Annotated in this window: 22 protein-coding genes; 9 read left to right on the forward strand and 13 right to left on the reverse strand. The window is 72.5% G+C overall.

Annotated elements, in window-relative coordinates; translation table 11 throughout:
• The first annotated feature begins 89 nt into the window (after window positions 1–89).
• Window positions 90–1,604: an MFS transporter gene (locus ACFUNE_RS12985; RefSeq protein ID WP_383565770.1), complete on the forward strand. Its 1,515-nt coding sequence runs from the start codon at window positions 90–92 to the stop codon at window positions 1,602–1,604.
• A gap of 24 nt (window positions 1,605–1,628) precedes the next feature.
• Here the strand turns inward: ACFUNE_RS12985 and ACFUNE_RS12990 are convergent, their stop codons facing one another.
• The 3 genes from ACFUNE_RS12990 to ACFUNE_RS13000 all read right to left on the reverse strand — a co-directional run bounded on the left by ACFUNE_RS12990 (window position 1,629) and on the right by ACFUNE_RS13000 (window position 4,453).
• Window positions 1,629–1,994, reverse strand: a complete 366-nt coding sequence (locus ACFUNE_RS12990; protein ID WP_383565772.1) for a hypothetical protein — start codon at window positions 1,992–1,994, stop codon at window positions 1,629–1,631.
• Window positions 1,995–2,101: 107 nt separating this feature from the next.
• Entirely contained in the window at window positions 2,102–2,785 is a 684-nt protein-coding gene (locus ACFUNE_RS12995; protein WP_383565774.1) for a TNT domain-containing protein, read from the reverse strand.
• 276 nt (window positions 2,786–3,061) lie between these two features.
• A complete protein-coding gene (locus ACFUNE_RS13000) occupies window positions 3,062–4,453 on the reverse strand; it encodes an NAD(P)/FAD-dependent oxidoreductase (RefSeq protein WP_383565776.1) in 1,392 nt (463 codons plus the stop codon).
• A gap of 63 nt (window positions 4,454–4,516) precedes the next feature.
• Between ACFUNE_RS13000 and ACFUNE_RS13005 the strand changes: the two genes are divergently transcribed.
• Window positions 4,517–5,425, forward strand: a complete 909-nt coding sequence (locus ACFUNE_RS13005) for an aminoglycoside phosphotransferase family protein (protein WP_383565778.1) — start codon at window positions 4,517–4,519, stop codon at window positions 5,423–5,425.
• A 37-nt stretch (window positions 5,426–5,462) separates the two neighbouring features.
• Window positions 5,463–5,939 carry a GNAT family N-acetyltransferase gene (locus ACFUNE_RS13010; RefSeq protein ID WP_383565780.1) on the forward strand — a complete coding sequence of 159 codons (477 nt, stop codon included), beginning with the start codon at window positions 5,463–5,465 and terminating at the stop codon, window positions 5,937–5,939.
• Between the two features lie 176 nt (window positions 5,940–6,115).
• Here ACFUNE_RS13010 and ACFUNE_RS13015 read toward each other — a convergent pair whose 3' ends face one another.
• Window positions 6,116–7,312, reverse strand: a complete 1,197-nt coding sequence (locus ACFUNE_RS13015) for an NAD(P)-binding protein (protein ID WP_383565782.1) — start codon at window positions 7,310–7,312, stop codon at window positions 6,116–6,118.
• Between the two features lie 99 nt (window positions 7,313–7,411).
• On the opposite strand from ACFUNE_RS13015, the gene ACFUNE_RS13020 reads away from it, so the two are divergent.
• Window positions 7,412–8,119, forward strand: a complete 708-nt coding sequence (locus ACFUNE_RS13020; RefSeq protein ID WP_383565784.1) for a pentapeptide repeat-containing protein — start codon at window positions 7,412–7,414, stop codon at window positions 8,117–8,119.
• Between the two features lie 18 nt (window positions 8,120–8,137).
• Here the strand turns inward: ACFUNE_RS13020 and ACFUNE_RS13025 are convergent, their stop codons facing one another.
• The 3 genes from ACFUNE_RS13025 to ACFUNE_RS13035 form a co-directional block, all read right to left on the reverse strand.
• Entirely contained in the window at window positions 8,138–8,635 is a 498-nt protein-coding gene (locus ACFUNE_RS13025; RefSeq protein WP_383565786.1) for a hypothetical protein, read from the reverse strand.
• Window positions 8,636–8,722: 87 nt separating this feature from the next.
• Window positions 8,723–9,355: a response regulator gene (locus tag ACFUNE_RS13030; RefSeq protein WP_383565788.1), complete on the reverse strand. Its 633-nt coding sequence runs from the start codon at window positions 9,353–9,355 to the stop codon at window positions 8,723–8,725.
• The gene (locus ACFUNE_RS13035; RefSeq protein WP_383565790.1) at window positions 9,352–10,791 is read right to left on the reverse strand and encodes a sensor histidine kinase; all 1,440 of its coding nucleotides are present in this window, start codon (window positions 10,789–10,791) and stop codon (window positions 9,352–9,354) included. Before ACFUNE_RS13035 ends, ACFUNE_RS13030 begins: the two co-directional genes overlap by 4 nt.
• A 247-nt stretch (window positions 10,792–11,038) precedes the next feature.
• Between ACFUNE_RS13035 and ACFUNE_RS13040 the strand changes: the two genes are divergently transcribed.
• Window positions 11,039–11,596 carry a heme-binding protein gene (locus tag ACFUNE_RS13040; RefSeq protein ID WP_383565792.1) on the forward strand — a complete coding sequence of 186 codons (558 nt, stop codon included), beginning with the start codon at window positions 11,039–11,041 and terminating at the stop codon, window positions 11,594–11,596.
• Window positions 11,597–11,741: 145 nt separating this feature from the next.
• The gene (locus ACFUNE_RS13045) at window positions 11,742–13,163 is read left to right on the forward strand and encodes a M1 family metallopeptidase (RefSeq protein WP_383565794.1); all 1,422 of its coding nucleotides are present in this window, start codon (window positions 11,742–11,744) and stop codon (window positions 13,161–13,163) included.
• Window positions 13,164–13,186: 23 nt separating this feature from the next.
• Here the strand turns inward: ACFUNE_RS13045 and ACFUNE_RS13050 are convergent, their stop codons facing one another.
• Both ACFUNE_RS13050 and ACFUNE_RS13055 read right to left on the reverse strand, forming a co-directional pair.
• A complete protein-coding gene (locus ACFUNE_RS13050; protein WP_383565796.1) occupies window positions 13,187–14,776 on the reverse strand; it encodes a M4 family metallopeptidase in 1,590 nt (529 codons plus the stop codon).
• Window positions 14,777–14,986: 210 nt separating this feature from the next.
• Window positions 14,987–15,562 (reverse strand): TerD family protein, encoded by a 576-nt coding sequence (locus ACFUNE_RS13055; RefSeq protein WP_307125663.1) that lies wholly within the window; start codon window positions 15,560–15,562, stop codon window positions 14,987–14,989.
• Window positions 15,563–15,734: 172 nt separating this feature from the next.
• Here ACFUNE_RS13055 and arfB point away from each other — a divergent pair, with 172 nt between their 5' ends.
• Complete coding sequence (gene arfB, locus ACFUNE_RS13060) at window positions 15,735–16,169, forward strand: alternative ribosome rescue aminoacyl-tRNA hydrolase ArfB (RefSeq protein ID WP_383565798.1); 435 nt, start codon at window positions 15,735–15,737, stop codon at window positions 16,167–16,169.
• A gap of 99 nt (window positions 16,170–16,268) precedes the next feature.
• On the opposite strand, the gene ACFUNE_RS13065 is transcribed toward arfB, so the two are convergent.
• On the reverse strand, window positions 16,269–16,775 hold the full coding sequence (locus ACFUNE_RS13065) for a flavin reductase family protein (RefSeq protein WP_383566708.1): 507 nt from the start codon (window positions 16,773–16,775) through the stop codon (window positions 16,269–16,271).
• A 347-nt stretch (window positions 16,776–17,122) separates the two neighbouring features.
• On the opposite strand from ACFUNE_RS13065, the gene cdgB reads away from it, so the two are divergent.
• Window positions 17,123–18,775 (forward strand): diguanylate cyclase CdgB, encoded by a 1,653-nt coding sequence (gene cdgB / locus ACFUNE_RS13070; protein WP_383565800.1) that lies wholly within the window; start codon window positions 17,123–17,125, stop codon window positions 18,773–18,775.
• 132 nt (window positions 18,776–18,907) lie between these two features.
• The gene (locus ACFUNE_RS13075; RefSeq protein ID WP_383565802.1) at window positions 18,908–19,903 is read left to right on the forward strand and encodes a carbohydrate-binding protein; all 996 of its coding nucleotides are present in this window, start codon (window positions 18,908–18,910) and stop codon (window positions 19,901–19,903) included.
• 88 nt (window positions 19,904–19,991) lie between these two features.
• On the opposite strand, the gene ACFUNE_RS13080 is transcribed toward ACFUNE_RS13075, so the two are convergent.
• The 3 genes from ACFUNE_RS13080 to ACFUNE_RS13090 all read right to left on the reverse strand — a co-directional run bounded on the left by ACFUNE_RS13080 (window position 19,992) and on the right by ACFUNE_RS13090 (window position 23,122).
• Window positions 19,992–20,924 (reverse strand): 1-phosphofructokinase family hexose kinase, encoded by a 933-nt coding sequence (locus ACFUNE_RS13080; protein WP_383565804.1) that lies wholly within the window; start codon window positions 20,922–20,924, stop codon window positions 19,992–19,994.
• A gap of 150 nt (window positions 20,925–21,074) precedes the next feature.
• Window positions 21,075–22,229, reverse strand: a complete 1,155-nt coding sequence (gene nagA / locus ACFUNE_RS13085; protein WP_383565806.1) for an N-acetylglucosamine-6-phosphate deacetylase — start codon at window positions 22,227–22,229, stop codon at window positions 21,075–21,077.
• Window positions 22,229–23,122, reverse strand: coding sequence for an ROK family protein (locus tag ACFUNE_RS13090; protein WP_383566711.1), 894 nt, complete (start codon window positions 23,120–23,122; stop codon window positions 22,229–22,231). The genes nagA and ACFUNE_RS13090 overlap by 1 nt, the downstream gene beginning before the upstream one ends.
• Window positions 23,123–23,297 lie beyond the last annotated feature (175 nt).

A 23,297-nucleotide genomic window follows, 5' to 3' on the forward strand; every position in this document is an offset into this window, starting at 1 on the left:
CCGATGGTGGAGGAGCCCCCGCCGGAGGCCCTCGGCACCGGCGGCAGCACCCCTTCCACCACCCCGTTCTCCCTTGGAGCTGAACCGACATGAGTGAGCAGAAAGCAGCGGTCGTCACCCCGCTCGGTGCCCGTGACTGGGGCGTGCTGCTCGTCCTGTGCGGCGCGATCTTCCTGGAAGGCATCGATGTGGCCATGCTCAATGTGGCCCTGCCCTCCATCCGCGCCGATCTCGGCCTGTCCACCGGCTCGTTGCAGTGGGTCATGAGCGCGTACGTCCTCGGATACGGCGGCTTCATGCTGGTCGGCGGGCGGGCCGCCGACCTCTTCGGGCGGCGCCGGATGTTCGTCCTCTGGCTCGCCGTCTTCCTGGTCTTCTCCGGGCTCGGCGGATTCGCCACCGAGGGATGGATGCTCATCACGGCCCGGTTCGTCACGGGAGTCGCGGCCGCCTTCATGACCCCGGCCGGTCTCTCCATCATCACCACCGGCTTCGAGGAGGGCCCGCGCCGCAACAAGGCCCTGCTCGTCTACTCCGGCACCGCGGCGGGCGGATTCTCGATCGGGCTGGTCGTGGGAGGCCTGCTCGCCTCCGTCGACTGGCGCTGGGTGTTCTTCGCCCCGGTCGTGCTCTCGGCCCTGATCCTGCTCGCCGCGCTCGTCCTCGTACCCGAATCCCCGCGGCCCGACCGTGCCGGCGGGCGCCTCGACCTCGCCGGCGGCCTCACCATCACCGCGGCGATCCTGCTGCTGGTCGTCGGCGTCGAACGCGCCGGTCACACGTCGCTCGCCTGGACCCTCGGCACAGTCGTGGCGGGTCTCGCCGCCCTCGCCGCGTTCGTCGTGATCGAACGCCGCTCACCGGCCCCCCTGGTACGCCTCGGCATCTTCCGCAGCGGTGCTCTGGTCCGCGCCAACGTGGTCGGACTGCTCTTCGCGGCGGGCTTCTTCGGCTTCCAGTTCCTGGTCGTCCTCTATCTCCAGGAGCTGCGCGGCTGGTCCGCGCTGGAGACCAGCTTCGCGATGATCGTCATCGGGATCGACGCGATCCTCTCTCCGGTCCTCGTGCCCGGGCTGGTCGCCCGCTTCGGCAACGCCAGGCTGATCGTCGGCGGGCTGCTCCTCGCGTCCCTGTCGTACGCCCTCTTCGTGCCCGTCGGCGCCGACTGGACGTATGCGGCCATGGTCCCGAGCCTGCTGCTGCTCGGCGTCGCCTTCTCGCTGGCCTACGGTCCGCTCACGATCGTCGCCACCGAGGGCGTGAAGGAGGAGGAACAGGGCCTGGCCGGCGGGCTGCTCTACACCTCGTTCCAGTTCGGTGCGGCGCTGGGCCTCTCGGCGGCCGCGACCGTCAACGTCGCCGCCACCGCGTCGGATTCACCCGGCGCGTTGCTCGACGGATACCGGGCGGCGCTCTGGGTGCCCCTCGTCGCGGCTCTGCTCGCGACGCTCGTCAGCGGTTCCGGACTGCGCCGCCGCCGGTCCGCCGGTGGCCACGTGATCGTCGCGGGTGAACCGCCGGCCGAAGACCGTACGTCTGACGCTCGTACGTCCGATGCTCGTACGCCTGACGACCGTACGTCCGGACTGCCTGCCGCCCCCTGACATCCGGGGCGCCGGCACCCGGGCTCAGGTGCTCGGTGGCGCGTCGGCGTCCCGGCCGGGTGCCCCGTCGAAGTCCTCCTCGGCCCGGCGCTGGATCTCGTCGGCGTCGGCCAGGAGCCGGTCGACCCGTTCGGGGCCTCCTGGGACGGCGGGCGGTGCGTCGGTGAGGGTGTCGTACAGGTAGCGGCAGGCCTCCGCCTCGGTGTCGAAGCGCGCGATCACCTCGTCCGTGCCCCGCTGGCGCAGGAGAACCGGCCACGCATCCCCCTCCCGGCGCAGGACGTAGTAGGCGTCCAGCTGGAGCGCCACGGGGTGGACGCCCGGAATCTCGTACAGCGCGTCCGGGACGCCCTCGCGGCGGAGGCGCTCGGTGAGCTCGGTCGTGTCCATCGCCCGGGTTCCCCCTGTGTGTACGGCGTCCGGGCGGGCCCCGGCCGTGCATGCGTCCGGGCGGGCCCCGGCAGTGCCGGAACCCGCCCGGGAGAGTGCGGCCGAGATCAGTTCAGGGCTTCGAGCTTCTGGGCGGTGACCAGTTCGGAGACCCGCGGGTCCGTCTTGTACTGGATGCCCAGACCGGGCTGCCCGAACCAGGGCCGGATGCGTCCGGCCTGCACGGTGAACGCTTCCTTGACCCGGTACAGGCGGTAGCTGTACGGGTAGTCGTCGGTGTACCTGTCGAGGTTGCTCGGCGGGATGGCCCGCTTGGCGTACGGCGTTCCGGCGGGGGCGAGGAAGTTGCCGCGCCCGCTGCCGAACAGGTCGACCAGCTGCCCCACCCTGAGCGTCAGCGACTTCTTCACGGGGTTGCCCGCGCGGTCGAGGACGAAGCCGTCGTTGTCCGGGTACCACCAACCGGACTCGGCCGTCACGGGGTTGGTCTGCCAGTAGCACCCGAGGAACCAGTACGCCGAGGTCGGGCCCGTACGGTCGTAGCCGCGCAGCATCGCGCCGATGGCACCGGTCCTCGGCAGGACCCGGGGGCCGAGCCGCCAGTCGTCGAGGTAGTACTGCTCCAGCGCCGGGTTGGGCGCTCCGCTCGTCCCCCTCGTCCGGCCGTCGGTCGGGCAGTGGGCGCCGGGCCGGACCGTGCCACCGGTGTCGGCGTGGGCGGCCGGCACCGGGCCGACGAGGAGGAGGAGCGAGGCGATCGCGCTCCAGGCGATGTTCCGCAGCACCCGCATAGAAAGTCGGTCCCTTCTCATTGCCCGCACCGGCCGGAGTCGGCACACGGGCGTCGAGGTCGCGCGAAGGCGCCCCGGGAGAGGGTCGCCGTGGTGTGGTGACCGTCAGTCAATGGGGAGTGGGAGCACACGCGAAGGCAGGGTTGCGCGCCGTCACCCGCACGGAGTCGCCTTTTCTCCTGATTGGGCTAGGGCCTCTCGTTTCGGACCGTGCCGGATCAGGGAGCGGGGCCCGGCGCCGCGCCCCGCGTCCGTGGAGTCCCGGGACGAGGTCCGTCAGTGGCGTCCCGAGATGCGGTCCGCCACCTCCGCGATGCGGTCGGTGGCGAGGTGTGGCGAGGCGGCCTCGCGGCGGTCGGCTGCGCGGTAGGCGGCGTAGAGGGTGTGGACGCCCAGCCAGCGGAAGGGTTCGGGCTCCCAGCGGCGGACCCGGTGGCCGACCCAGGGGAGTGCGGTCAGGTCCGTGGGACCGGCCTGGCCGGAGTCCTGCTGGATCAGGTCGCGCAGGGTACGGGCCGCGAGGTTGGCGGTGGCGACGCCCGAGCCGACGTAGCCGCCGGCCCAGCCGAGGCCGGTGCTGCGGTCCAGGGTGACGGTGGCGCACCAGTCGCGGGGGACGCCGAGCACTCCGGACCAGGCGTGGTCGATGCGGGTGCCCGCGGTGGTGGGGAAGAAGCGGACGAGCAGGTCGCGCAGGGCCTCGACGGTCTCCGGCCGGGTGCGTCCGTCGTTGTCGGTCCCCGAGCCGTACCGGTAGGGGGCGCCGCGGCCGCCGAGGGCGATGCGGTCGTCGGCGGTGCGCTGGGCGTACATGTAGGCGTGGGCCATGTCGCCGAGGGTCTCGCGGCCGTCCCAGCCGATGGTGTCCCAGAGGGCCTTGGGCAGGGGCTCGGTGACGATCATGGAGGAGTTCATCGGGAGCCAGGTGCGGCGGTGGCCCTTGAGGCCCGCGGTGAAGCCCTCGGTGCAGCGCAGCACGTAGGGGGCGCGGACCGTGCCGTACGGGGTGACGGCGTGCTTGGGCTTGATCTCGGTGACGGGGGTCGACTCGTGGATCGTGACGCCGAGGGCTTCTACGGTGTCGGCGAGCCCCTTGACCAGCTTGGCCGGGTGGAGGCGCGCGCCGTGCGGGGTCCAGCTGGAGCCGACGGCTCCGCTGACGCGGACGCGTTCGGCCGTCTCGCGGGCGCCGCGCAGGACGCGGTCGGTCTCGCCGAAGGCGATCTCGACGGAGTGGTAGTCCTTGAGGCGGGCGAGCTGGGAAGGGGTGTGGGCGACCTCCAGGACGCCGCCGTGGTGGATGTCGGCGTCGATGCCCTCCTCGCCGGCGACACGGATGACCTCGCCGACGGTGTCGTTCATGGCCTGCTGGAGACGGACGGCGGCGTCGTGGCCGTGCAGCTTGGCGTAGCGGTCGCGGCCCGCGATGCCGTTGTACAGCCAGCCGCCGTTGCGGCCGGAGGCGCCGTACCCGCAGAACTTGGCTTCCAGCACGGTGATGTTGAGGAAGGGGACGGCCTTCTTGAGGTAGTACGCCGTCCAGAGCCCGGTGTAGCCGCCGCCGACGATGCACACGTCGGCCGAGGCGTCGCCGGGCAGGGGTTCGCGTGGGGCGGGGGTGCCCTCGTTCGCGTACCAGAACGAAATGCCGCCGTTGACGGTGTTCATGTGTCCCCTGCTTGTCCGTGTGCAGCCCAGTCGCTGGAGGGACGGTACCCCTAGGCTCGCGGTGTGATCGACGTACCGGACGACCTGACGGTGAATCTGAGGGCGCACGGCGGCGCTGCGGGGGACGCGTTCGCACGCGCGTTGCCCGGGCTGGCCGGGGGGTTCCTGGAGGAGTGGGGGCTGCGCCCGGACGGGGACGCGATGTCCGGGATGTGCGCGCTGGTGCTTCCGGTGGTGCGGGAGACCGACGGCCGCCGGGCGGCGCTGAAGCTTCAGATGGTGGACGAGGAGACGGCGGGGGAGCCCGTCGCGCTGCGGATCTGGGGCGCGGCCGGAGCCGGGACGGTGGCCCTGCTGGAGCATGACGCGACGACCGGGGCGATGCTGCTGGAACGGCTCGACGAGCGGCGGCCGTTGACCGGGGTCCTGGATGCGCGGGCGGCGGTGCGGGTGCTGGCGGATTCGCTCGCCCGACTGGGGGGAGTGCCCGCTCCGCCGGGGATGCGGAGCCTGGGGGACACGGCCGCGCGGATGCTGGAGGCGGCGCCCGCGGTGGCCCCGGGAGTGGCGGACGAGGGGGAGCGGCGACTGCTGCTGGACTGTGCCGCGGCGGTGCGGGAGGTGGCGGGGGAACCGGGCGACCGGCTGCTGCACTGGGACCTCCACTACGACAACATCCTGGCCGGGCGCGCGGAGGAGGGCCGGGCGGACGAGTGGGTGGTGCTGGATCCGAAGCCGCTCGCCGGCGACCCCGGGTTCGAGCTGTTCCCCGCCCTGGACAACAGGTTCGACGCTGCCGAGGTGCTGTGGAGGTTCGATCTGCTGTCCGGGGTGCTGGGGCTGGACCGGGAGCGGGCGCGCGCCTGGACACTGGGCCGGGTCCTGCAGAACGGTCTGTGGGGGGTCCGGGGCGGATGGCGGCTGGCTCCGCACCACGCGGAGATCGCCCGGCGGTTGCTGGGGCGGTACTGAGCGGCGGGGGGCCGGCCCTGCTGTCTAGGCTGCCCCCATGATTCGCGTAGCCACCCCTGAAGATGTTCCCGCCGTCCACGCCATGGTGCGAGAGCTCGCCGAGTACGAGAAGGCGCTCGACGAGGCGAACGCCACCGAGAAGCAGCTGCACGAGGCCCTGTTCGGCGAACGGCCGGCCGCGTACGCGCACATCGCGGTGTCGGACGACGACGGCGAAGTGGTCGGGTTCGCGCTGTGGTTCCTCAACTTCTCGACGTGGCGCGGGGTGCACGGTGTGTACCTGGAGGACCTGTACGTGCGCCCGGAACGGCGTGGCGGCGGTCACGGGAAGGCGCTGCTGACGGAGCTGGCGCGGATCTGTGTGGAGCGCGGTTACGGGCGCCTGGAGTGGTCGGTGCTGGACTGGAACGCCCCGTCCATCGCGTTCTACGAGTCGCTGGGCGCGCGGCCCCAGGACGAGTGGACGGTGTACCGGCTGACGGACGGGGCGCTGGCGGAGCTCGGGGCGGTCTGAGGCGGCTGCCCGAGGAGGCGGCCTGGGAAGGCTGCCCTAGGACTTCCGTCACGGGACGAGGACGACCCTGCCCATCGTGCCCCGGGTCTCCAGGGCGGTGGGCGGCCGTGGCTCCGGCCGGCGGGAAGACGTGCCGGCCGGTGCTCCCCACCCTGCGACCTCAGGCGCACTTGAGGTCAAGGGGCCCCTGTCGTGCGGGGAGCGGTCCGCGGGGTCCCGCCGAGGAGCTTCACCGCGAGGACCGCCGCTTCGATGCCGCTGTTGAACGCGACCTCGCTGAGGAGGCCGGGGGCGGCGACCTGGTCGCCCGCGAGCAGGATCCCTTCGCCGCGGTCGACGGCGGGCCGGTCGCGCCAGGTCGTGCCGGGCTTGTCGACGGCGCCGGTGCGGCCGGATGCGAGGGCTTCGCGGCGCCAGGTGGTGCGGTCGCGCCAGCCGGGGAAGCCGAGGTCGAGAAGGTGCTCGGCGCGGCGGACCGCGTCGGCGCGAGGGGTGCCGGGGGCGAGGGGGATCTGGGCCTGGACGAGCTGCTCGCCCGAGGGGGCGAGCGTCGGGTCCTGGGCGGTGAAGCGTTCGATCCAGCCCGGGGCGTCGAGGTCGGAGACGACGAACGGGTCGCCGCGTCGGGTCCGCAGAGCCAGGTCGAGCAGGGCGGTCCTGCCGCTGTCCCAGGTCAGCGCCGGGTCCTCCAGGAGAGTGCGGGCCGCGTCCAGATGGGTGGCCACGATCACCGGCCCGTCCGCCCGGAGGCCGGCCAGGTCGCGCGGGCCGACGCGGGCGCCGGTTCTGATGCGTACGCCGAGGTCCCAGGCCCGGGAGGCCATCCGGTCGACGAGCCGTGCCCAGCCGCCGACGGGGTAGCGGGCCTCGGGCGGCAGTGCGGTGGCGCGGCGCAGCCGTTCCTGGACGAAGGCGGCGGAGAGCGATCCGGCGTCATGGTGGAAGAGGGCCACACCCATGTAGTGCGCCGCCGCGCGGGCGCCCGCCGCGCCCACCTGGCCGGTGGCCCAGCTCCGGAAGTCGGTGTCGACGGGTGCCCGGCGGGGGCTGCGCCCGGCGAGGCGCAGCAGGGCGAGGGGCGGTGTCCTGCGCAGGGCGCCGCCGCGGTGGAAGAGGAAGCGGGTGCCTTCGAGGGGCGGCACGGAGGCGAACGGGCCGAGGAGCCCGCGCTGTTCGAGCCAGGTCCAGTGCGGGCCGCGGCGGTACAGGGCGTGCGGTCCCTCGTTGGTGAGGTAACGCCCTTCCGAGGTCCTGGCCCGTCCGCCGAGGGTGTGGTGGGCCTCGTGGAGCGTGACCCGGGCCCGGGACTCGGCGGCGGTGATGGCGGCGGTCAGTCCGGCGAGGCCGCCGCCGACGACGTGGATCTGCTGCATGGCTGGGTCTCCTCGCGGTGGGCGCTTCTGCACGGTGGACGGTTCGGCGGGCCCGTTCTGTGACACCGGTCCGCGGCGATGTCAGTGGCGTGCGTCACGATGGGGGGCATGGCACGTACAGGCAACAGGAGCGGCAGGGGCGCGGGCGCGAAGGACGGGGTGGCCCGGGCGCGGCGTCCGGAGGTCCGGCTTCCGCCGCTGGTGGAGTACGACGCGGAGGGCCTGGAGCCGGACGGGGACTACGACGGTGTGCGGTTCGAGGGGACGGACCTCGCCGACGCGTCGGGCCCCGGCGCGCGCTTCATGGACTGCGAGCTGCGCGGGTGTGCGCTGGACCGCGCGGAGCTGGTGCGGTCCAGATTCATCGACTCGGTGCTGACGGGCGTGCGCGGTGTGGGCACCGATCTCGCGGGGGCGTCGCTGCGCGACGTGGAGATCGTGGACGCACGGCTGGGCGGTGTGCAGCTGCACGGTGCGGTGCTGGAGCGGGTGCTCGTGCGGGGCGGGAAGATCGATTACCTGAATCTCCGCAAGGCGCGGCTGAAGGACGTCGTGTTCGAGGGCTGTGTGCTCTCGGAGCCGGATTTCGGGGAGGCGCAGCTGGTCCGGGTGGAGTTCCGGGACTGTGTGCTGAAGCGGGCCGACTTCAGTGCCGTGCGGATGGACTCCGTCGACCTGCGGACGGTCGCCGAGCTCGACATCGCGCGGGGCGTGGAGCGGCTGGCGGGTGCGGTGATCAGCCCGTCGCAGCTGATGGAGCTGGCTCCGGCCTTCGCCGCGCAGATCGGGGTGCGGGTGGAGGTGTGACCCCGGATCCGGGCGCCGTCAGAGGCGGGGGAAGCGGGCCTGGAGGTCCCAGACGACCGGGTTGTCGGCGAGGCCTTCGTGCATGTCGGCCAGGTCGGCGATCAGGTCGTGCAGGAAGTCGCGTGCCTCGCGGCGGAGCAGGGAGTGGCTGAAGGTGAGCGGGGGCTCGTCGCCGGGCATCCAGTCGGCCTCGACGTCCACCCAGCCGAAGCGGCGCTCGAAGAGCATGCGGTCCGACGATTCGGTGAAGTCGAGCTCGGCGAACTGCTGGCGGTGCGAGCGGTTGCCCCGGGGGTCGCGGTCGATCTGCTCGACGATGTCGCAGAGCGCCCAGGCGAAGTCGAGCACGGGGACCCATCCCCAGGCTGTGGACACTTCGCGGTCGGCCTTGGTGTCGGCGAGGTAGACGTCCCCGGAGAACAGGTCGTGCCGCAGGGCGCGGACGTCCGCGCGGCGGTAGTCGGTCTGCGGGGGGTCCGGGAAACGCCGGGAGAGGGAGTAGCCGATGTCGAGCACGGTTCGATGGTGTCATGCCCCGCGAGGGCCCGGCGCCGGATGGCGGTGGGCGTCCGCCGCCCCGAGCGGTGGCGGGGCGGCCGTCGGCTACGGGAGGAGCCGTTGTTCGTTGGCGACGGCGACCGCTCCCGCCCGGGTGTCCACGCCGAGCTTCTCGTAGATCCGGCCCAGGTGGGTCTTGACGGTCGCCTCGCTGATGAAGAGGGCGCGGGCGATGTCCCGGTTGCCGAGCCCCTGTGACAGCTGGCCCAGGATGTCGAGTTCGCGTTCGGTCAGGGTGGGCCTGGGGCTGCGCATCCGGGCCATGACACGGCTGGCGACGGGCGGGGAGAGCGTGGTGCGGCCCTGGGCGGCGGCCCGGATCGCGCCGAAGAGCTCCTCCGGGCGTTCGGCCTTCAGCAGGTAGCCGGTGGCTCCCGCCTCGATGGCCCGGGTGATGTCGGCGTCGGTGTCGTACGTGGTGAGGACGAGGACGTTGACGCTGCCGGTCCCGGCCGAGGCGATGCGGCGGGTGGCTTCGACGCCGTCGATCCCGGGGCCCAGCTGGAGATCCATCAGGACGACGTCGGGGGCCAGCCGGGCGGCCAGGGCGACGGCCTCCTCGCCGCTGCCCGCCTCGCCGACGACCTCGATGTCGGGCTCGCCGCCGAGGAGGGCGAGCAGCCCGGCCCGTACGACGGCGTGGTCGTCGCAGAGCAGGATCCGTACGGGCGGAGTCATGCGCGTTCCTCCAGGGCGGGTGGGGCGGCGGTGTGGGACAGGGGGACGGCGGCGGACAGGACCGTGCCCTCGCCCGGTGCGGATTCGACGGTCAGGGTGCCGCCGAGCTGCTGGAGCCGTGCCCGCATCGCCGGCAGTCCGTGGCCGCGCACGCCCTCGGGCGGGCGGGGCGCGGGCCGGCCCGGGCCGAAGCCCCGGCCGTTGTCGGCGATGTCGAGGACGACCCGGTCGTCGAGGTGGGTCAGGGTCAGCGCGGCGACGGTGGCCTCCGCATGCTCGGTGACGTTCGCGAGGGCGCCCTGGGCGATCCGCAGCAGCGCCGACTGCACCCGGTCGGGCAGGGGCGCGGCAGGGACGCCCTCCACATGGCAGCGGACGGTGAGGCCGCCGCGTGCCTGGGCCGTCTCCCGGTCGGCGAGCGCGTGCAGTGCCGCCTCCAGCCCGCCGCCCTCCGCCAGGTCGGCGGGGGCGAGATCGTGCACGAAGCGGCGGGCCTCGGCGAGATTCCGCTCGGCGATGCCGGTCGCGGTCAGGACGTGGCGGCGGGCGGTGGCCGGATCGGTGTCCCAGGAGCGGTCGGCCGCCTGGAGCAGCATCTGCTGGCTGGACAGGCCCTGGGCCAGGGTGTCGTGGATCTCCATGGACAGCCGCTGGCGTTCGGCGAGGGTGCCTTCCCGGCGTTCGGTGGCGGCCAGTTCCCGCCGGGTGCGCAGCAGGTCGTCGATCAGCTCGCGCTGGCGTGCGGCCAGGTCCCGTTGGCGTACGGTCTGGCGCTGCATGTGGACGAACACGGCGGTGGCGACGGCGGCGACCGCGGGCGGGGCCAGGACGAGATTCGGGTCGAAGCCCGAGGCGAGCCGCAGCTGCGCGGCGACGACGAACAGGGTGAGCAGGGCGACGAGTGCCAGGGCGGCGCGCGGCGGCAGGATCCGCAGGCCCGTGTAGAAGAGCGGGACGGCGCACCACGCGAAGCTCGGAGCCAGGACGACCAGGACCATCCACACCACGACCAGGACACCGAGCCAGGTCAGCCTGCGTGGTGTCGGACGGGAGCCGAGCACCGGGCCGAGGAGGTAGAGCACGGCGAGCACGGCCGACAGCGCGATGATCCAGGGCGTGCGGGTCTCGCCGGGATGGCGCATCAGGAAGCGCGCGAGCGAGGCACCGAGCAGCAGGAAGAACGCGGCGTGCATGAGGAGGGCCAGCCACCGGGCGTCGGGGTCGCCGGTCGCGCCCGCCCCGTCCGCACGCGACGTCGGCTCCGTGACGCCCGGCCCGTCGTCGGCACCGAGGGCGTCCGTGGTGCCCGGCCCGTCGTCGGTGGTGCGGGCGTCCGCGGCCCCCGGCTCGCCCGTGGGGCTCCGGCGGCCCGTCGTCCCCGGCCCGTCCGCCGACGCGGGCCGCTCCGGGTCCGGCCCGGTTCCGTTCCGCCGCACCTCGTACCCCGCGCTCCCTCGACCGTTGACCTGCTGCCGTAAGACGCCGCTGCTGACCTGCGCGGACACCTCATGGTCACCCCTCGGGGCCACCTCCGCATCAACCGATCGGCTGACGGAGCGGTCGGCCGACGTGGGTGCCGCTTGCATCCGGTACGCCGACGGTACGGGCCCGGATCCGGCCGGAGGATCGATAGCGGAAGCCGAACGGTTCGAGCCCGAGCCGAGAACACCCGAGGAGCCCACCATGAAGAAGATGTCGCTGCGCACCCGAGTCCTGACCGGCGCCGTCGCCGCCGCGGCCCTGGGTGCCGGAACCTTCGGCGCGATGTCCGCGAACGCGTCCACCCCGGCCGCCGCGCCCGCCGCCGCCGTGAAGGCCGACACCGCGGACCGCAACCTCCAGGAGTCCACCCACCTGACCGTCGCGGCCGCCACCAAGGCCGCGCAGGCCGCTCTGGACGCCGCGAAGAAGGAGAACCAGCGCGTCTCGGTCGCCGTGGTCGACCGCAACGGCAACACCGTGGTCACCCTGCGCGGCGACGGTGCCGGCCCGCAGTCCCCCGAGTCCGCCGTGAAGAAGGCGTACACCGCCGTCTCCTGGAACGCGCCGACCTCCGAGCTGGTCAAGCGCCTGGAGCAGGCCCCGAACCTGAAGGACATCCCCGGCACCCTGTTCCTGGCGGGCGGGTCGCCCGTGCAGGTCAAGGGCGCACCGGTGGCCGGTGTCGGCGTCGCGGGAGCCCCGAGCGGTGACCTCGACGAGAAGTTCGCCGCGGCGGGTGTCGCGGCCGTCTCCAAGTAGCCGACGTCTCCGAATAGCGGCCGTCTCCGAGTAGCCGCCGTCTCCGAGTGGCGGAGCAGGCGCAGGGCACCGGCGTGGACGCCACCCCGCCGGGAACGGCGGAGGGGCGCCGCCGGTGCCCGCACGCGTACCTAGGATCGACGGCGTGGACCACCCCTCAGTGGCGGCGGCACGCCGCACCGCGCGCGGCGCCGCCCTGCTGCCGGCCGTGCTCGCCCTCGTCGCGGGCTGCACGGCGGGACTCGGCGGGAGTGTGGGCACACCGGGAGCGGCCGGGGTGCGCGACCCGTACTTCCCGCGCCTCGGCAACGGCGGCTACGACGTCACGCACTACGACCTGGCCCTGGACGTCGATGCCACGGCCGAGCGGCTGAGCGCGACGGCCGTGATCACCGCCCGGGCGACCCAGGACCTCAGCGCGTTCCATCTGGATCTGACCGGGCTGGAGGTCCGGTCGGTGAACGTCGAGGGCCGGCCCGCGGCGGTGAACCGGGCGGGTTCGGAGCTGACGCTGCGTCCGGACCGCGCGGTCGCCGACCGCCTCCGCACGGGCAGGACCTTCCGCACGGTCGTGCGCTACACGGGCGCGCCCCGCACCGTGACCGACGCGGACGGTTCGCGGGAGGGCTGGCTGAGGACCGCGGACGGGGCGGTGGCGCTGGGGGAGCCGGCCGGCTCGATGGCCTGGTTCCCCGGGAACCACCACCCGGGCGACAAGGCGGCCTACGACGTCAGGGTCACCGTCCCCGAGGGGCGGAGCGCCGTCTCCAACGGCGAGCTGGTGTCCCGTCGTACGTCCGGAGGGCGCACGGCCTTCCACTGGCGCGTCCGCGAGCCCATGGCGAGCTATCTCGCGACCGTCGCGGTCGGCCGCTACGCGGTGCGGCGGACGGTCACGGAGGACGGCCTGCCGGTGATCACCGCCGTCGACCCGGCGGTGGCCGCGGCGAGCGCAGGGGTGCCGGACCGGATCGCGGAGATCGTCGCGTGGGGTGAGAAGCGGTTCGGCCCTTACCCCTTCTCCTCGGCCGGGGCGGTCGTGGGCCGGCGGGGCGACGCCGGATACGCGCTGGAGACCCAGAACCGGCCCTTCTTCCCCGGCCCGCCGGACACCGGGCTGCTCGTCCACGAGCTCGCCCACCAGTGGTTCGGCGATTCGGTCACGCCGGCGAGCTGGCGGGACATGTGGCTCAACGAGGGCTTCGCGACGTACGCGGAGTGGCTCTGGAGCGAGGACCACGACGGCGTCCCCGTGGAGGAGAGCTTCGGGAAGGCGTACGCCGACGACGCGAACTGGGCCTTCCCCGCGTCCCGTCCACCCGGCGCCGCCGACCTGTCCCGGCCTCCGGTGTACGGGCGTGGCGCCATGGTGGTCCACCGCATCCGGCAGGAGATGGACGACGACGAGGCCTTCTTCGGCCTCGTCAGGGGCTGGCTCTCGGCGCACCGGCACGGCAACGCGTCGACGGCGGACTTCACCGCGTACGCCGACAGGGTGTCCGGCGCGGATCTGGCGGAGGTCTGGGAGCACTGGCTCGACGGCGGGAGCCGGCCGGCCGGAGGCTGACCGGCTCCCGGTGGTTCTCCCGACTACTTGACGTTGACGCCGTTCCAGGCGGCGTCGACAGCGGTGCGTTCGGTGCTGCCGGCCCCGAACAGGTCGGTGGCCGCCTTCTCGGTCGCGACGCGCGCTCCCGCGTAGTCGGTGCTCGACGTCATGTAGACGGAGAGCGCCTTGTACCAGATCTGGTAGGCCTTCTGGCGGCCGATGCCGGTGACCGTGGACCCGTCGGAGGTCGGGGAGTCGTAGTCGACACCGTCGATGGTCTTGGCACCGCTTCCCTCGGCCAGCAGGTAGAAGAAGTGGTTGGCGACGCCGGACGAGTAGTGCACGTCGAGGTCGCCGACGCCGGCGTCCCAGTAGTCCGCCGAGCCGCCGTCCTTGCTCGGCTTGTCCATGTAGCGCAGGGGTGTTCCGTCGCCGTTGATGTCGATCTTCTCGCCGATGAGGTAGTCACCGGGGTCGGTGGTGCTGCCGGCGAAGAACTCGACGGAGGAGCCGAATATGTCGCTGGTGGCCTCGTTGAGGCCGCCGGACTCACCCGCGTAGTCGAGGTTGGCGGTGGCCGCGGTCAGTCCGTGGCTCATCTCGTGGCCGGCGACGTCGATCGCGGTGAGGGCGCTCTTGTCGTCGGCCCCGTCGCCGTAGGTCATGCAGAAGCAGCTGTCGTCCCAGAAGGCGTTGACGTAGCCGGTGCCGAAGTGGACGCGGGAGTACGCGGCCTTGCCGTCGCCGGCTATGCCGTCGCGGCCCAGCTCGGACTTGTAGAAGTCCCAGGTCTTCGCCGCGCCGTAGTGGGCGTCGACCGCCGCGGTCTGGCGGTCGCCCCCGGTGCCGTCGCCCCAGGTGTCGTCGGCGTCGGTGACGAGGTCGCCGGTGCCGGTCTGGCCCTGCTGGAGGTCGTACGTCTTGTGGCCGCCCCGGTCGCCGTCGGTCAGCTCGAAGCCCGAACCGCCCTGGGTGGTCGAGAGCGTGACCTTGCCGCTGTACTGGCTGTTGCCGGTGCCGGTCTCCACGGCCTCGAAGCTGTGCAGCTTCTTGCCCGTCGTGGCGTCCGTGATGATGTGCAGCCTGCTCGGCGTGCCGTCCTTCCGAACACCGGTCTTCACGGTCTCGAAGGCGAGGGCGGGCTTTCCGCCGCCCGCCCAGACGACGGTGCGCGCGCTCGCCGCCGCCTTCAGCTTCGGCTGTGTGGACGGTACGGCGATGCGGGCCTCGGTGGCCTTGTCCACACCCTTCGGCGTGCCGTCGGCGGCGGTGTGGGTGACGAGGTCGCCGCCGAGGACCGGCAGTCCGGCGTAGGTGCGCTCGTAGCGGGTGTGCACGGTGCCGTGGGCGTCCTTGATCACGTCACGGGCGATCAGTTTCTCCTGGCTGCCGAGCCCGAGGGACTCGGCGGCGGCCGGGGCGCCGGTCTGGGCGGCCCGCAGGGCCGTGCCGCGCACGGCCGCCGTGTTCGCGCCGAGGGCCGTGGCTCCGGCGGTGGCCCGGGAGGAGGTGGCGGTGTCATCGGCGGTGTGGGGACCTGCCGTGGCCGTACCGGTCTGGACGCCTACGACGACCATCGCGGCGACTGCGGCCAGGGCGGCGGCGCGACGGGTGTTCATGTGGGGGGTCATGCCTTCTCCGTTGCTCGTTCCTGTGGGGGGTACGAGCGGAGAGCGTGCCATCGAATGAACGAATTTGACGGGACGCCGACAATTGCCTCACAACTTTTTGACCAGTTCTTGTCCGACTGGGGTGCACGCGTGTCCGTTATGCGGCGTGAACGCACGGGAGCCCCCGGCCGACCGGAGTCGGGCGGGGGCTCCTGTGGGAACGCCGTGACGTCAGAGGTTGACGCCGAAGTCCTGGGCGATGCCGCGCAGGCCCGAGGCGTAGCCCTGGCCGACCGCGCGGAACTTCCACTCGGCGCCGTTGCGGTAGAGCTCGCCGAAGACCATGGCGGTCTCGGTGGCGGCGTCCTCGCTCAGGTCGTAGCGGGCGATCTCGGTGCCGCCGGCCTGGTTGATGATGCGGATGAAGGCGTTCCGCACCTGGCCGAAGTTCTGGCTGCGCGTCTCGGCGTCGTAGATGGAGACCGGGAAGACGATCTTGTCGATGTCCGCCGGGAGGCCCGCGAGGTTGACGTTGATCTGCTCGTCGTCGCCCTCGCCCTGGCCGGTGACGTTGTCGCCGGTGTGGACGATGGTCTGGTCCGGCGTCGCCTTGTTGTTGAAGAAGACGAAGTGACCGTCGGAGTAGACCTTGCCGGCGGTGTTGACCGCGATCGCCGAGGCGTCGAGGTCGAAGTCGGTGCCGGTGGTGGTGCGGACGTCCCAGCCGAGGCCGACCGTGACGGCGGTCAGGCCCGGGGCCTCCTTGGTGAGCGAGACGTTGCCGCCCTTGGACAGGCTTACAGCCATGGGAAGTCCCTTTCCTCGTCGTGTGCGGGCTTCGTGCCATCACGAAAGCTACCGTCACCCGTCCTAACGCAGACAAGAGACCACGAGGTTCCTGTTCGCTTTACTTTCTTTGCCGAACTTCTGGCCGAACGCTCGCAAAACAAGGTGACGAACCGGTCGTGCGGCAGGGAACATGGGTGTCATGTCCGGGCCCTATGTCATCCGCGGTTCGGTCTCCCTGCCGGAGGCCGAGCTCATGTGGCGTTTCTCGCGGTCCTCCGGGCCCGGCGGGCAGCACGTCAACACGAGCGACTCCCAGGTGGAGCTCCGCTTCGACCTCGCGGCGACCGACTCCCTGCCCGAGGTGTGGAAGGCGCGGGCCGTCGAGCGGCTGGCGGGCCGGCTGGTCGGCGGTGTGGTGTCCGTCCGCGCGTCGGAGCACCGCTCCCAGTGGCGGAACCGCGAGACGGCCGCCGTGCGGCTCGCCGCACTGCTGGCGGAGGCCACGGCGCCGCCGCCCAGGCCCCGGCTGAAGAAGAAGATTCCGCGCGGCATCAACGAGCGGCGCCTGCGCGAGAAGAAGCAGCGCGGCGACACGAAACGCGGGCGCTCGGGCCGCGACTGGTAGCGGCCGGTCCGCCTGCGGCCGACCCACCCGCGGCCGGTCCGCCTGCGACCCACCCGCGGCCGGTCCGCCCACGGCCGGCGTGGGGATCCGGGCCCCGGGTCAGCCCAGCTGCCTGTAGCGGCCCTTGAAGTACGTCAGCGGCTCGCCGTCCGCGCTGGGGAGCGACGCCGTCAGGACCCGGCCGATCACCAGCGTGTGGTCACCGGCCAGGACGCGCTGCTCGGTCCTGCACTCCAGGGTGGCCAGCGCACCGCCCACCAGGGGGGCGCCGGCGATCTCGCCCCGTGTGCAGGGGATGTCCTCGAACAGCAGCCGGTCGCTGATCCGGCCCTTCATGGCGAACCGCCCGGCGATGTGGCGCTGGCCCTCCGTCAGCACCGAGACCGCCCACAGCGGCTGTTCGGCCAGCAGGTCGTCCATCCGTGAGTCGTTGCGCAGGCTCACCATGACCAGCGGCGGATCCAGTGAGACCGACATGAAGGCGGTCGCCGTCATCCCGACGTCCTCGCCCCGCCCGTGCTCGTCGAGCGGTGGCTCCTGGGCGGTGATCAGCACCACGCCCGCGGCCAGTCGGGACAGGGCGGCACGGAATTCGTCGTTGCTCACCCCTTCAGCATGGGGGACGGCTTCGGGGCGCCGGGCGGCGGGAGTCTTCTGCAGCACACCGGGCACGCTAGTGCCGCGGGAGGCGGCGTCGCATCGGGCCAGGGGACCAGCCGGGTCCTAGGACCCGGGAACCAGACGGCCGGATTTGCGTTCGGTACATCACAGCGGTCCCCGGAGGTGCCTCCGGAAGCCTTCACCATCTGTTGTGACTTGAGTCACAGAGAGCAATTTCTGTTGACCCTGTGTACCGGGTGCACAGCTCACTGTGATTCAGTGGCCGTGACACTGCAACAAGTACGTCGATATGAAACCTGGAGTTGCTGTCGAGGTCTCAGGGAGTGCGAGCGATGGAGGCCGAGTCGGAGCCGTACGTCCGTCTTGCGACCATGCGGCAGCTGCACCAGGCCGTCGCTGATCTCAACACGGCTCGGAGCCTGGCGGACACGCTGCAGTCCGTGGCCGACGGCATCGTCACCGGCCTCGGTTACGAGCTGGGCTGTGTGAACCTCGTCCGCCCCGACGGCGACCTCGTCGTCGCCGCGTTCGCCGGCAACAGCGCCGCGGAATCCCTGATCACCGGCCGTATCGGCTCCCGTGAGTCCTGGGAGCGCAGGCTGTCGATGGGGGAGGCCTGGGACGAGCTCCGGTTCATACCCCACACCGAGGGCTGGGTCCTCCTCGACGACGACGTACCCCAGTGGCACACCGAGGGCCCGGAGCCCCGCTTCGAGGACGAATGGCACCCACTGGACCGCCTCTACGCCCCCATGTACGCCTCCGGCGGAGGTCTGGACCTCCTGGGGGTCATCTCGGTCGACAGGCCTCGTAACGGCCGCCGCCCCGGCGCCTGGGGCCGTGAGGCCCTCCAGATGTACGCATCCCAGGCGGCCATTGCGATCAGTAACGCCCGGCTCCGAGCAAACATGCAGCGCGCACTGGTCAGGCTGGAGCGCGAGCAACAGGCGCTGCGGGCCAGTGAGGAATCCTTCCGCCAGGCCTTCGAGTACGCGCCCAGCGGCATGGCCATCGCGGAGATGGGGGGCGACCAGCACGGCAGGCTGCTGCGCACCAACGACGCACTCTGCCGGCTGCTGGGGCGCCCCGCCTCCGTCCTGCGCCGCTACTCCTTCGCCGACCTCGTCCACCCCGAGGACATAGGCACCCTGCTCCGCACCTCCGCCGAGGGAGGGCGCGCGGAGCTGCGGCTCGGGCGCAGGGACGGCACGTACCTCTGGGTCTCGCTGCGCAACTCCGTGGTCGCCGACACCACCGACGGCCCGCGTTTCCTGCTCACCCACGTCGAGGACATCGAGGAGCGCAAGCGCAACGAGCTGAACCTCGCGCACCGCGCCTCGCACGACGCGCTCACCGGTCTGCCCAACAGCGCCGAGCTGCGCTCCCGGCTCGGCGCGCGGCTGTGTGAGAGGCCTCACTCGATCACCTCCTCGGCGATCGAGGCGCTGGACGCGGCGTACGGGGATGTCGACAGCGCGGTGCACGGCTACCGGGCCGACGGCTACGAGGCCGAGGTCGCGCCGGGTGTCGGCCCCTACGACCACCATGTGCACATCGTGGCGCCCGACCCGGACCGCGACGACGGGACGAAGGGGCTCGCGGTGCTCTTCTGCGACCTCGACGGCTTCAAGTCGATCAACGACCGCTTCGGGCACCACGCGGGTGACGCGGTTCTCATCGAGGTCGCCCGGCGGCTCACGACCTGCGTACGGGACGGTGACACGGTCGCGCGGCTCGGGGGTGACGAATTCGTCGTCCTCGCGGACGGTCTCGGGGCGGCAGATGCCGCGGATCTGGCCGTACGCTTGCGTAACGCCATCATTCCGCCCATCCGGGTGGACGGCCGGGCAGTCAGGGTCGGGGCGAGTTTCGGTATCGGCTGGGCCGAGTGCGGCATGACCGAGGAAGAGGTCCTGCACTCCGCCGACCAGCGGATGTACGTGGAGAAGCGGTCCCGTTCGAAGGTTCACCGCAGAGCCGGCTGACGTTCACGCCCTGGCTCTCCCCGTATACCGCCCGGTTTTCCGGGGGGCCGAGGGCAATTCGACGCGTGCCTCGTTCGGGGTAGGCTCGGCCGGTCGGCGACGGCTGGCGACATGGTGAGGAGTGACCCAGGGATGACGGCCGGAAACAACGGCGCGAGCAAGCCCGAGGACGACGATCCGTTCGGCTATCTGTACGAGGACGGCAGGGCGGCGGGCGCACAGCCGCCCGGGCAGGGTGGTTACGGCTACCCCGGTCCGTCCTCTCAGCCCGGCGTGCCCAGAACGTCGTACAACCAGGTGCGGACGGTCGGTGAGCGCCAGTACGGGCAGGTCCCGCAGCAGGGCTACGGCCAGCAGGCCCCGCCGCAGTACGGCCAGCAGCCCCAGCAGTACGGCCAGCCGAACCCGCAGTACGCGGCGCCGGAGACCTACCCCGGCGGCGCGCCCACCGCGCAGTCCGCGTCCGTGGGATACGGCGGCGGCAGGGGCTCGGGCGGGGGCCGTGGAGGACCCAACACCAAGGCGCTGCTGATCGCGGCGGTCGCCGTGGTCGCGGTCGTGCTCATCGGCATCGGCGCCGCCCTGATGACGGGTGACGACAGCGACGGCAAGAAGGACGAGGCCGGTTCGTCGGCGGGTCCGGCCGACGAGGTCCAGGAGTCCCCGAAGCCGGAGAAGTCCACGAAGCCGTCCAAGGAGCCCGTCGACCTGCCCGAGCAGGACGCGGCGACGCTGTCGCTCGGCGGTACGGCCTCGCTGGACAGCACCGTCAAGGGCGCCAAGAGCGCCAACGGCCAGTACATCAGCCTCAACGAGGTCGGCCGGTCCGCGACCTGGACGGTCGACGTGCCCCGGAGCGGCGCGTACACGCTGTTCGTGACGTACGGCGTGCCGGGCAAGGACGCCAAGACGTCCCTGACCGTCAACGCCGAGGCGCCCCGGTCCATCAACATGAAGAACTTCGCGCATGCCGCGGAAGGCGACCTGGAGAAGGGCTGGACCAGGACGTTCGCGTACGTCCAGCTCGAGAAGGGGTCGAACTCGCTGATGCTCTCGTGCAACGAGGGCGACTCGTGCGACGCCAACCTCGACCAGCTGTCGCTGAAGTCGGGCCACGTCAAGAACTAGCCCGCGCCCAGCAGTCCTTCACCGTCGTCCCGGTCCTCGCGCACAGCGGGCCGGGACGCGGTGCTTCCAGGGCCCGCCGGCCGACAGCTCACGCGGCCGGTGCGTGCTCCTCGACGGTGACGCGTCCCAGCAGCTCCTCGTAGGCCGCGCGGTCGAACTCCCCGGCCGCCGGGGCCATGACGGTCGCCGCCGACAGGGCGGTCGCGCGCGCCAGCCGGTCCTGCCAGCCCAGCCCCTCGGTGAGGGCGGACAGCAGTCCGGCCACCGCGGAGTCACCCGCACCCGTGGGGTTGCCCCGCACGGTGGCCGGCGGCGACGCCCGCCAGGTGCCGTCCGGGGTGACGGCGAGGAGGCCGTCGGCCCCGAGCGACGCGACGACGCTGTGCGCGCCGCGGCGGCGGGCGTCGCGGGTGGCGCGCAGGGGTTCGCGGGCGCCGGTGAGCCGGGCCAGCTCGTCGGCGTTCGGCTTGACGAGGTCGGGGCGGGCGGCGATGCCGCGGCGCAGGGGTTCGCCGTCGGTGTCCAGGAGCACGGGTACGCCGGCGGAGCGGGCGAGGCGGATCAGGTCCGCGTACGCGCCGACGTGGATACCGGGCGGCAGGCTGCCGCAGAGGGCGACGGCCTCGGCGCCGGGGAGCAGCTCCCCGAACGTGCCGAGGAAGGCCGCCCATTCGCCGGAGCCGATGTGCGGGCCCGGCTCGTTCAGCTGGGTGGTGTCGCCGGTGGAGCGGTCGACGACGGCGAGGGTGCGGCGGGTGTTCCCCGCGACGGTGACGAGGGCGTCCGTCGGGCGGTGCGGGAGCGCGTCGAGGAGTTCGCGCAGTACGGCTCCGGTGGCGCCGCCCGCGAAGCCGGTGACCACGGTGTCGTGGCCGAGCGCGGAGAGCACCCGGGCCACGTTGACGCCCTTGCCGCCGGGGCGTTCGGTCACTTCGTGGACGCGGTGGCTGCTGTGCGGGACGAGGGCGGGGACGGCGTAGGTCAGGTCGAGTGCCGCGTTCAGCGTGACGGTCAGTATCACCCGTACCGGCCCCCGGTTCCTTCGTAGTCCGTCCGCGCGCCGTCTCCCCGCAGCGCTGTCCCCGGTGATCATGCCAAAGAGACGGCGGCCGTCCCAGGCCCCCGGGACAACCGCCGTCTCTTCGTTACGTGTTCAACCGCCCGTTGGCCGTCAGACGGCAGAGGGCTTCACGATCCACTCGCCCCGGCGCATGACGCCCTTGAGGGCGAAGTCCGCGTCCAGGACCACGAGGTCGGCGTCCTTGCCCGGGTCCAGCGAGCCGACCCTGTCGTACAGGCCCAGGAGCCGGGCCGGGTTGGCCGAGATGGACCGGACGACGTCGTCGACGGGGATCCTGTCGACCGTCACGGCCCTGCGGAACGCGGTGTCCAGGGTGAGGGTGGAGCCCGCGATCGAGCCGCCCTCGACCAGCCGCGCGACGCCGTCCTTGACCTCGACCGCGAGCGGTCCGAGCTCGTAGTGGCCGTCGCCCGCACCGGCCGCGTCCATGGCGTCGGTGATCAGCGCGACCCGGTCGGCGCCCGCGTGGTGGTAGGCGAGCTCCAGGGCGGCGGGGTGCAGGTGCGTGCCGTCGTTGATCAGCTCGACGGTGACGCGCTCGTCCTCCAGGAGTGCCGCGATCGGGCCGGGTGCGCGGTGGCCGATGGCGGGCATCGCGTTGAAGAGGTGCGTGGCGACGGTGGCGCCCGCGTCGATGGCCTCGACGGTCTGCTCGTACGTCGCGTCCGTGTGGCCGACGGCGGCGATCACCCCGTGCTCGACGAGCAGCCGGACGGACTCGATGCCGCCCGGGAGTTCGGTGGCGAGGGTGACCATCTTGGCGCTGCCGCGCGCCGCGTCGAGCAGCTTGCGGACCTCTGCGGGGTCGGGGTCGCGGAGCAGCCCCTCGCTGTGGGCGCCCTTGCGGCAGGGGGAGATGAAGGGGCCCTCGAAGTGGACCCCGGCGAGCTCGCCCTGTTCGACCAGTTCGGAGAGGAGTCCGGCCTGGCGGGCCAGGAAGTCCATCTCGCCGGTGACGGTGGAGGCGACGACGGTCGTCGTGCCGTGCTCGCGGTGTGCCCGCACTCCGGCCAGGACGTCCTCGGCGGTGCCGGTGGCGAAGGACGCGCCGCCGCCGCCGTGGTTGTGGATGTCCACGAATCCGGGGACCACCCAGTGGCCCGAGAGGTCGACGGTCCGGGCGCCCTCCGGCGTGCTGCCGGCGATCCGGGTGCCCTCGACGATCACCCGGCCGTTCTCGACGGTCCCGGTGGGAAGCACCACCCGGGCACCTGCGAGAACCGTGCTGTCTGCGCGTCCGGCCATCAGGCGGATACCTCCGTGGAGAGTAGATCCCAGGCGAGCAGCCCTGCGCCCAGGCATCCGGCGGTGTCCCCGAGGGCCGCCGGGACGATGTGAGGCAGCTTCTGGAACGTGACCCGTTCCTCGACAGCCGCACGCAGTGGTGTGAACAAGGTTTCCCCCGCCTCGGCAAGACCGCCACCGATGATGAGTGTGCGGGGGTCCAGCAGAGTGAGGGCGGTGACCAGGCCGGCGGCGAGCGCGTCGACGGCGTCCGCCCATACGCGCAGGGCCGCCGGGTCGCCCGAGGCGACGGCCTTCGCACAGTCCGCGGCGTCCGCGTCGGGGTCGCCGGACGCGGTGGCCCACGCCCTGGACACCGCGGAGGCCGAGGCGAGGGTCTCCAGGCAGCCGCGCTGTCCGCAGCCGCAGTCCGGGCCGTCCGGGCGGACCACGACGTGGCCGATCTCGCCCGCGTAGCCGTGGGCGCCCGCCTCGATGGTGCCCCCGATGCCTATGGCGCCGGCGATCCCGGTGCCGAGCGGCACGAACAGGAAGCGGTCCGCGCCCCGGCCGGCACCGATCCGGCCTTCGGCGAGGCCGCCGGTCCTGACGTCGTGTCCGAGGGCGACGGGGATGCCGCCGAGCCGTTCGCCGATCAGCTTCCGCAGGGGTACGTCGCGCCAGCCCAGGTTGGCGGCGTAGACGGCGATCCCGCGTTCCGCGTCGATGATGCCGGGCACGGCGACGCCCGCGGCCACGGCGCCTTCGCCGAGGTGCTCCTCGCCGTACGCGTACAGATCCGCGGCGAAGCCCAGGATCGTCTCCACGACGGCTTCGGCGCCGCGGTCCCTGCCGGTGGCCCGGCGCGCCTCGTGGAGCAGGGTGCCGTCGGCCCCGACCAGAGCGGCCTTCATTCCTGTGCCGCCCACATCGAGGGCGATGACGTGTCTCACGGAAGACAGTTTCGCCCGACGACCCCTAAAAGGTCTAGTCCACTATCGCAGTTTGTTGCGCACCCATACAAAACGGCCCTGCTAGATTGCCGAATCGATACACCGGTGGTGTAGACCTCCGTGCGGACGTGAGGCA

Origin of the sequence: Streptomyces sp. NPDC057287 (assembly GCF_042667905.1) — a bacterium.
Taxonomy (GTDB): Bacteria; Actinomycetota; Actinomycetes; order Streptomycetales; family Streptomycetaceae; genus Streptomyces.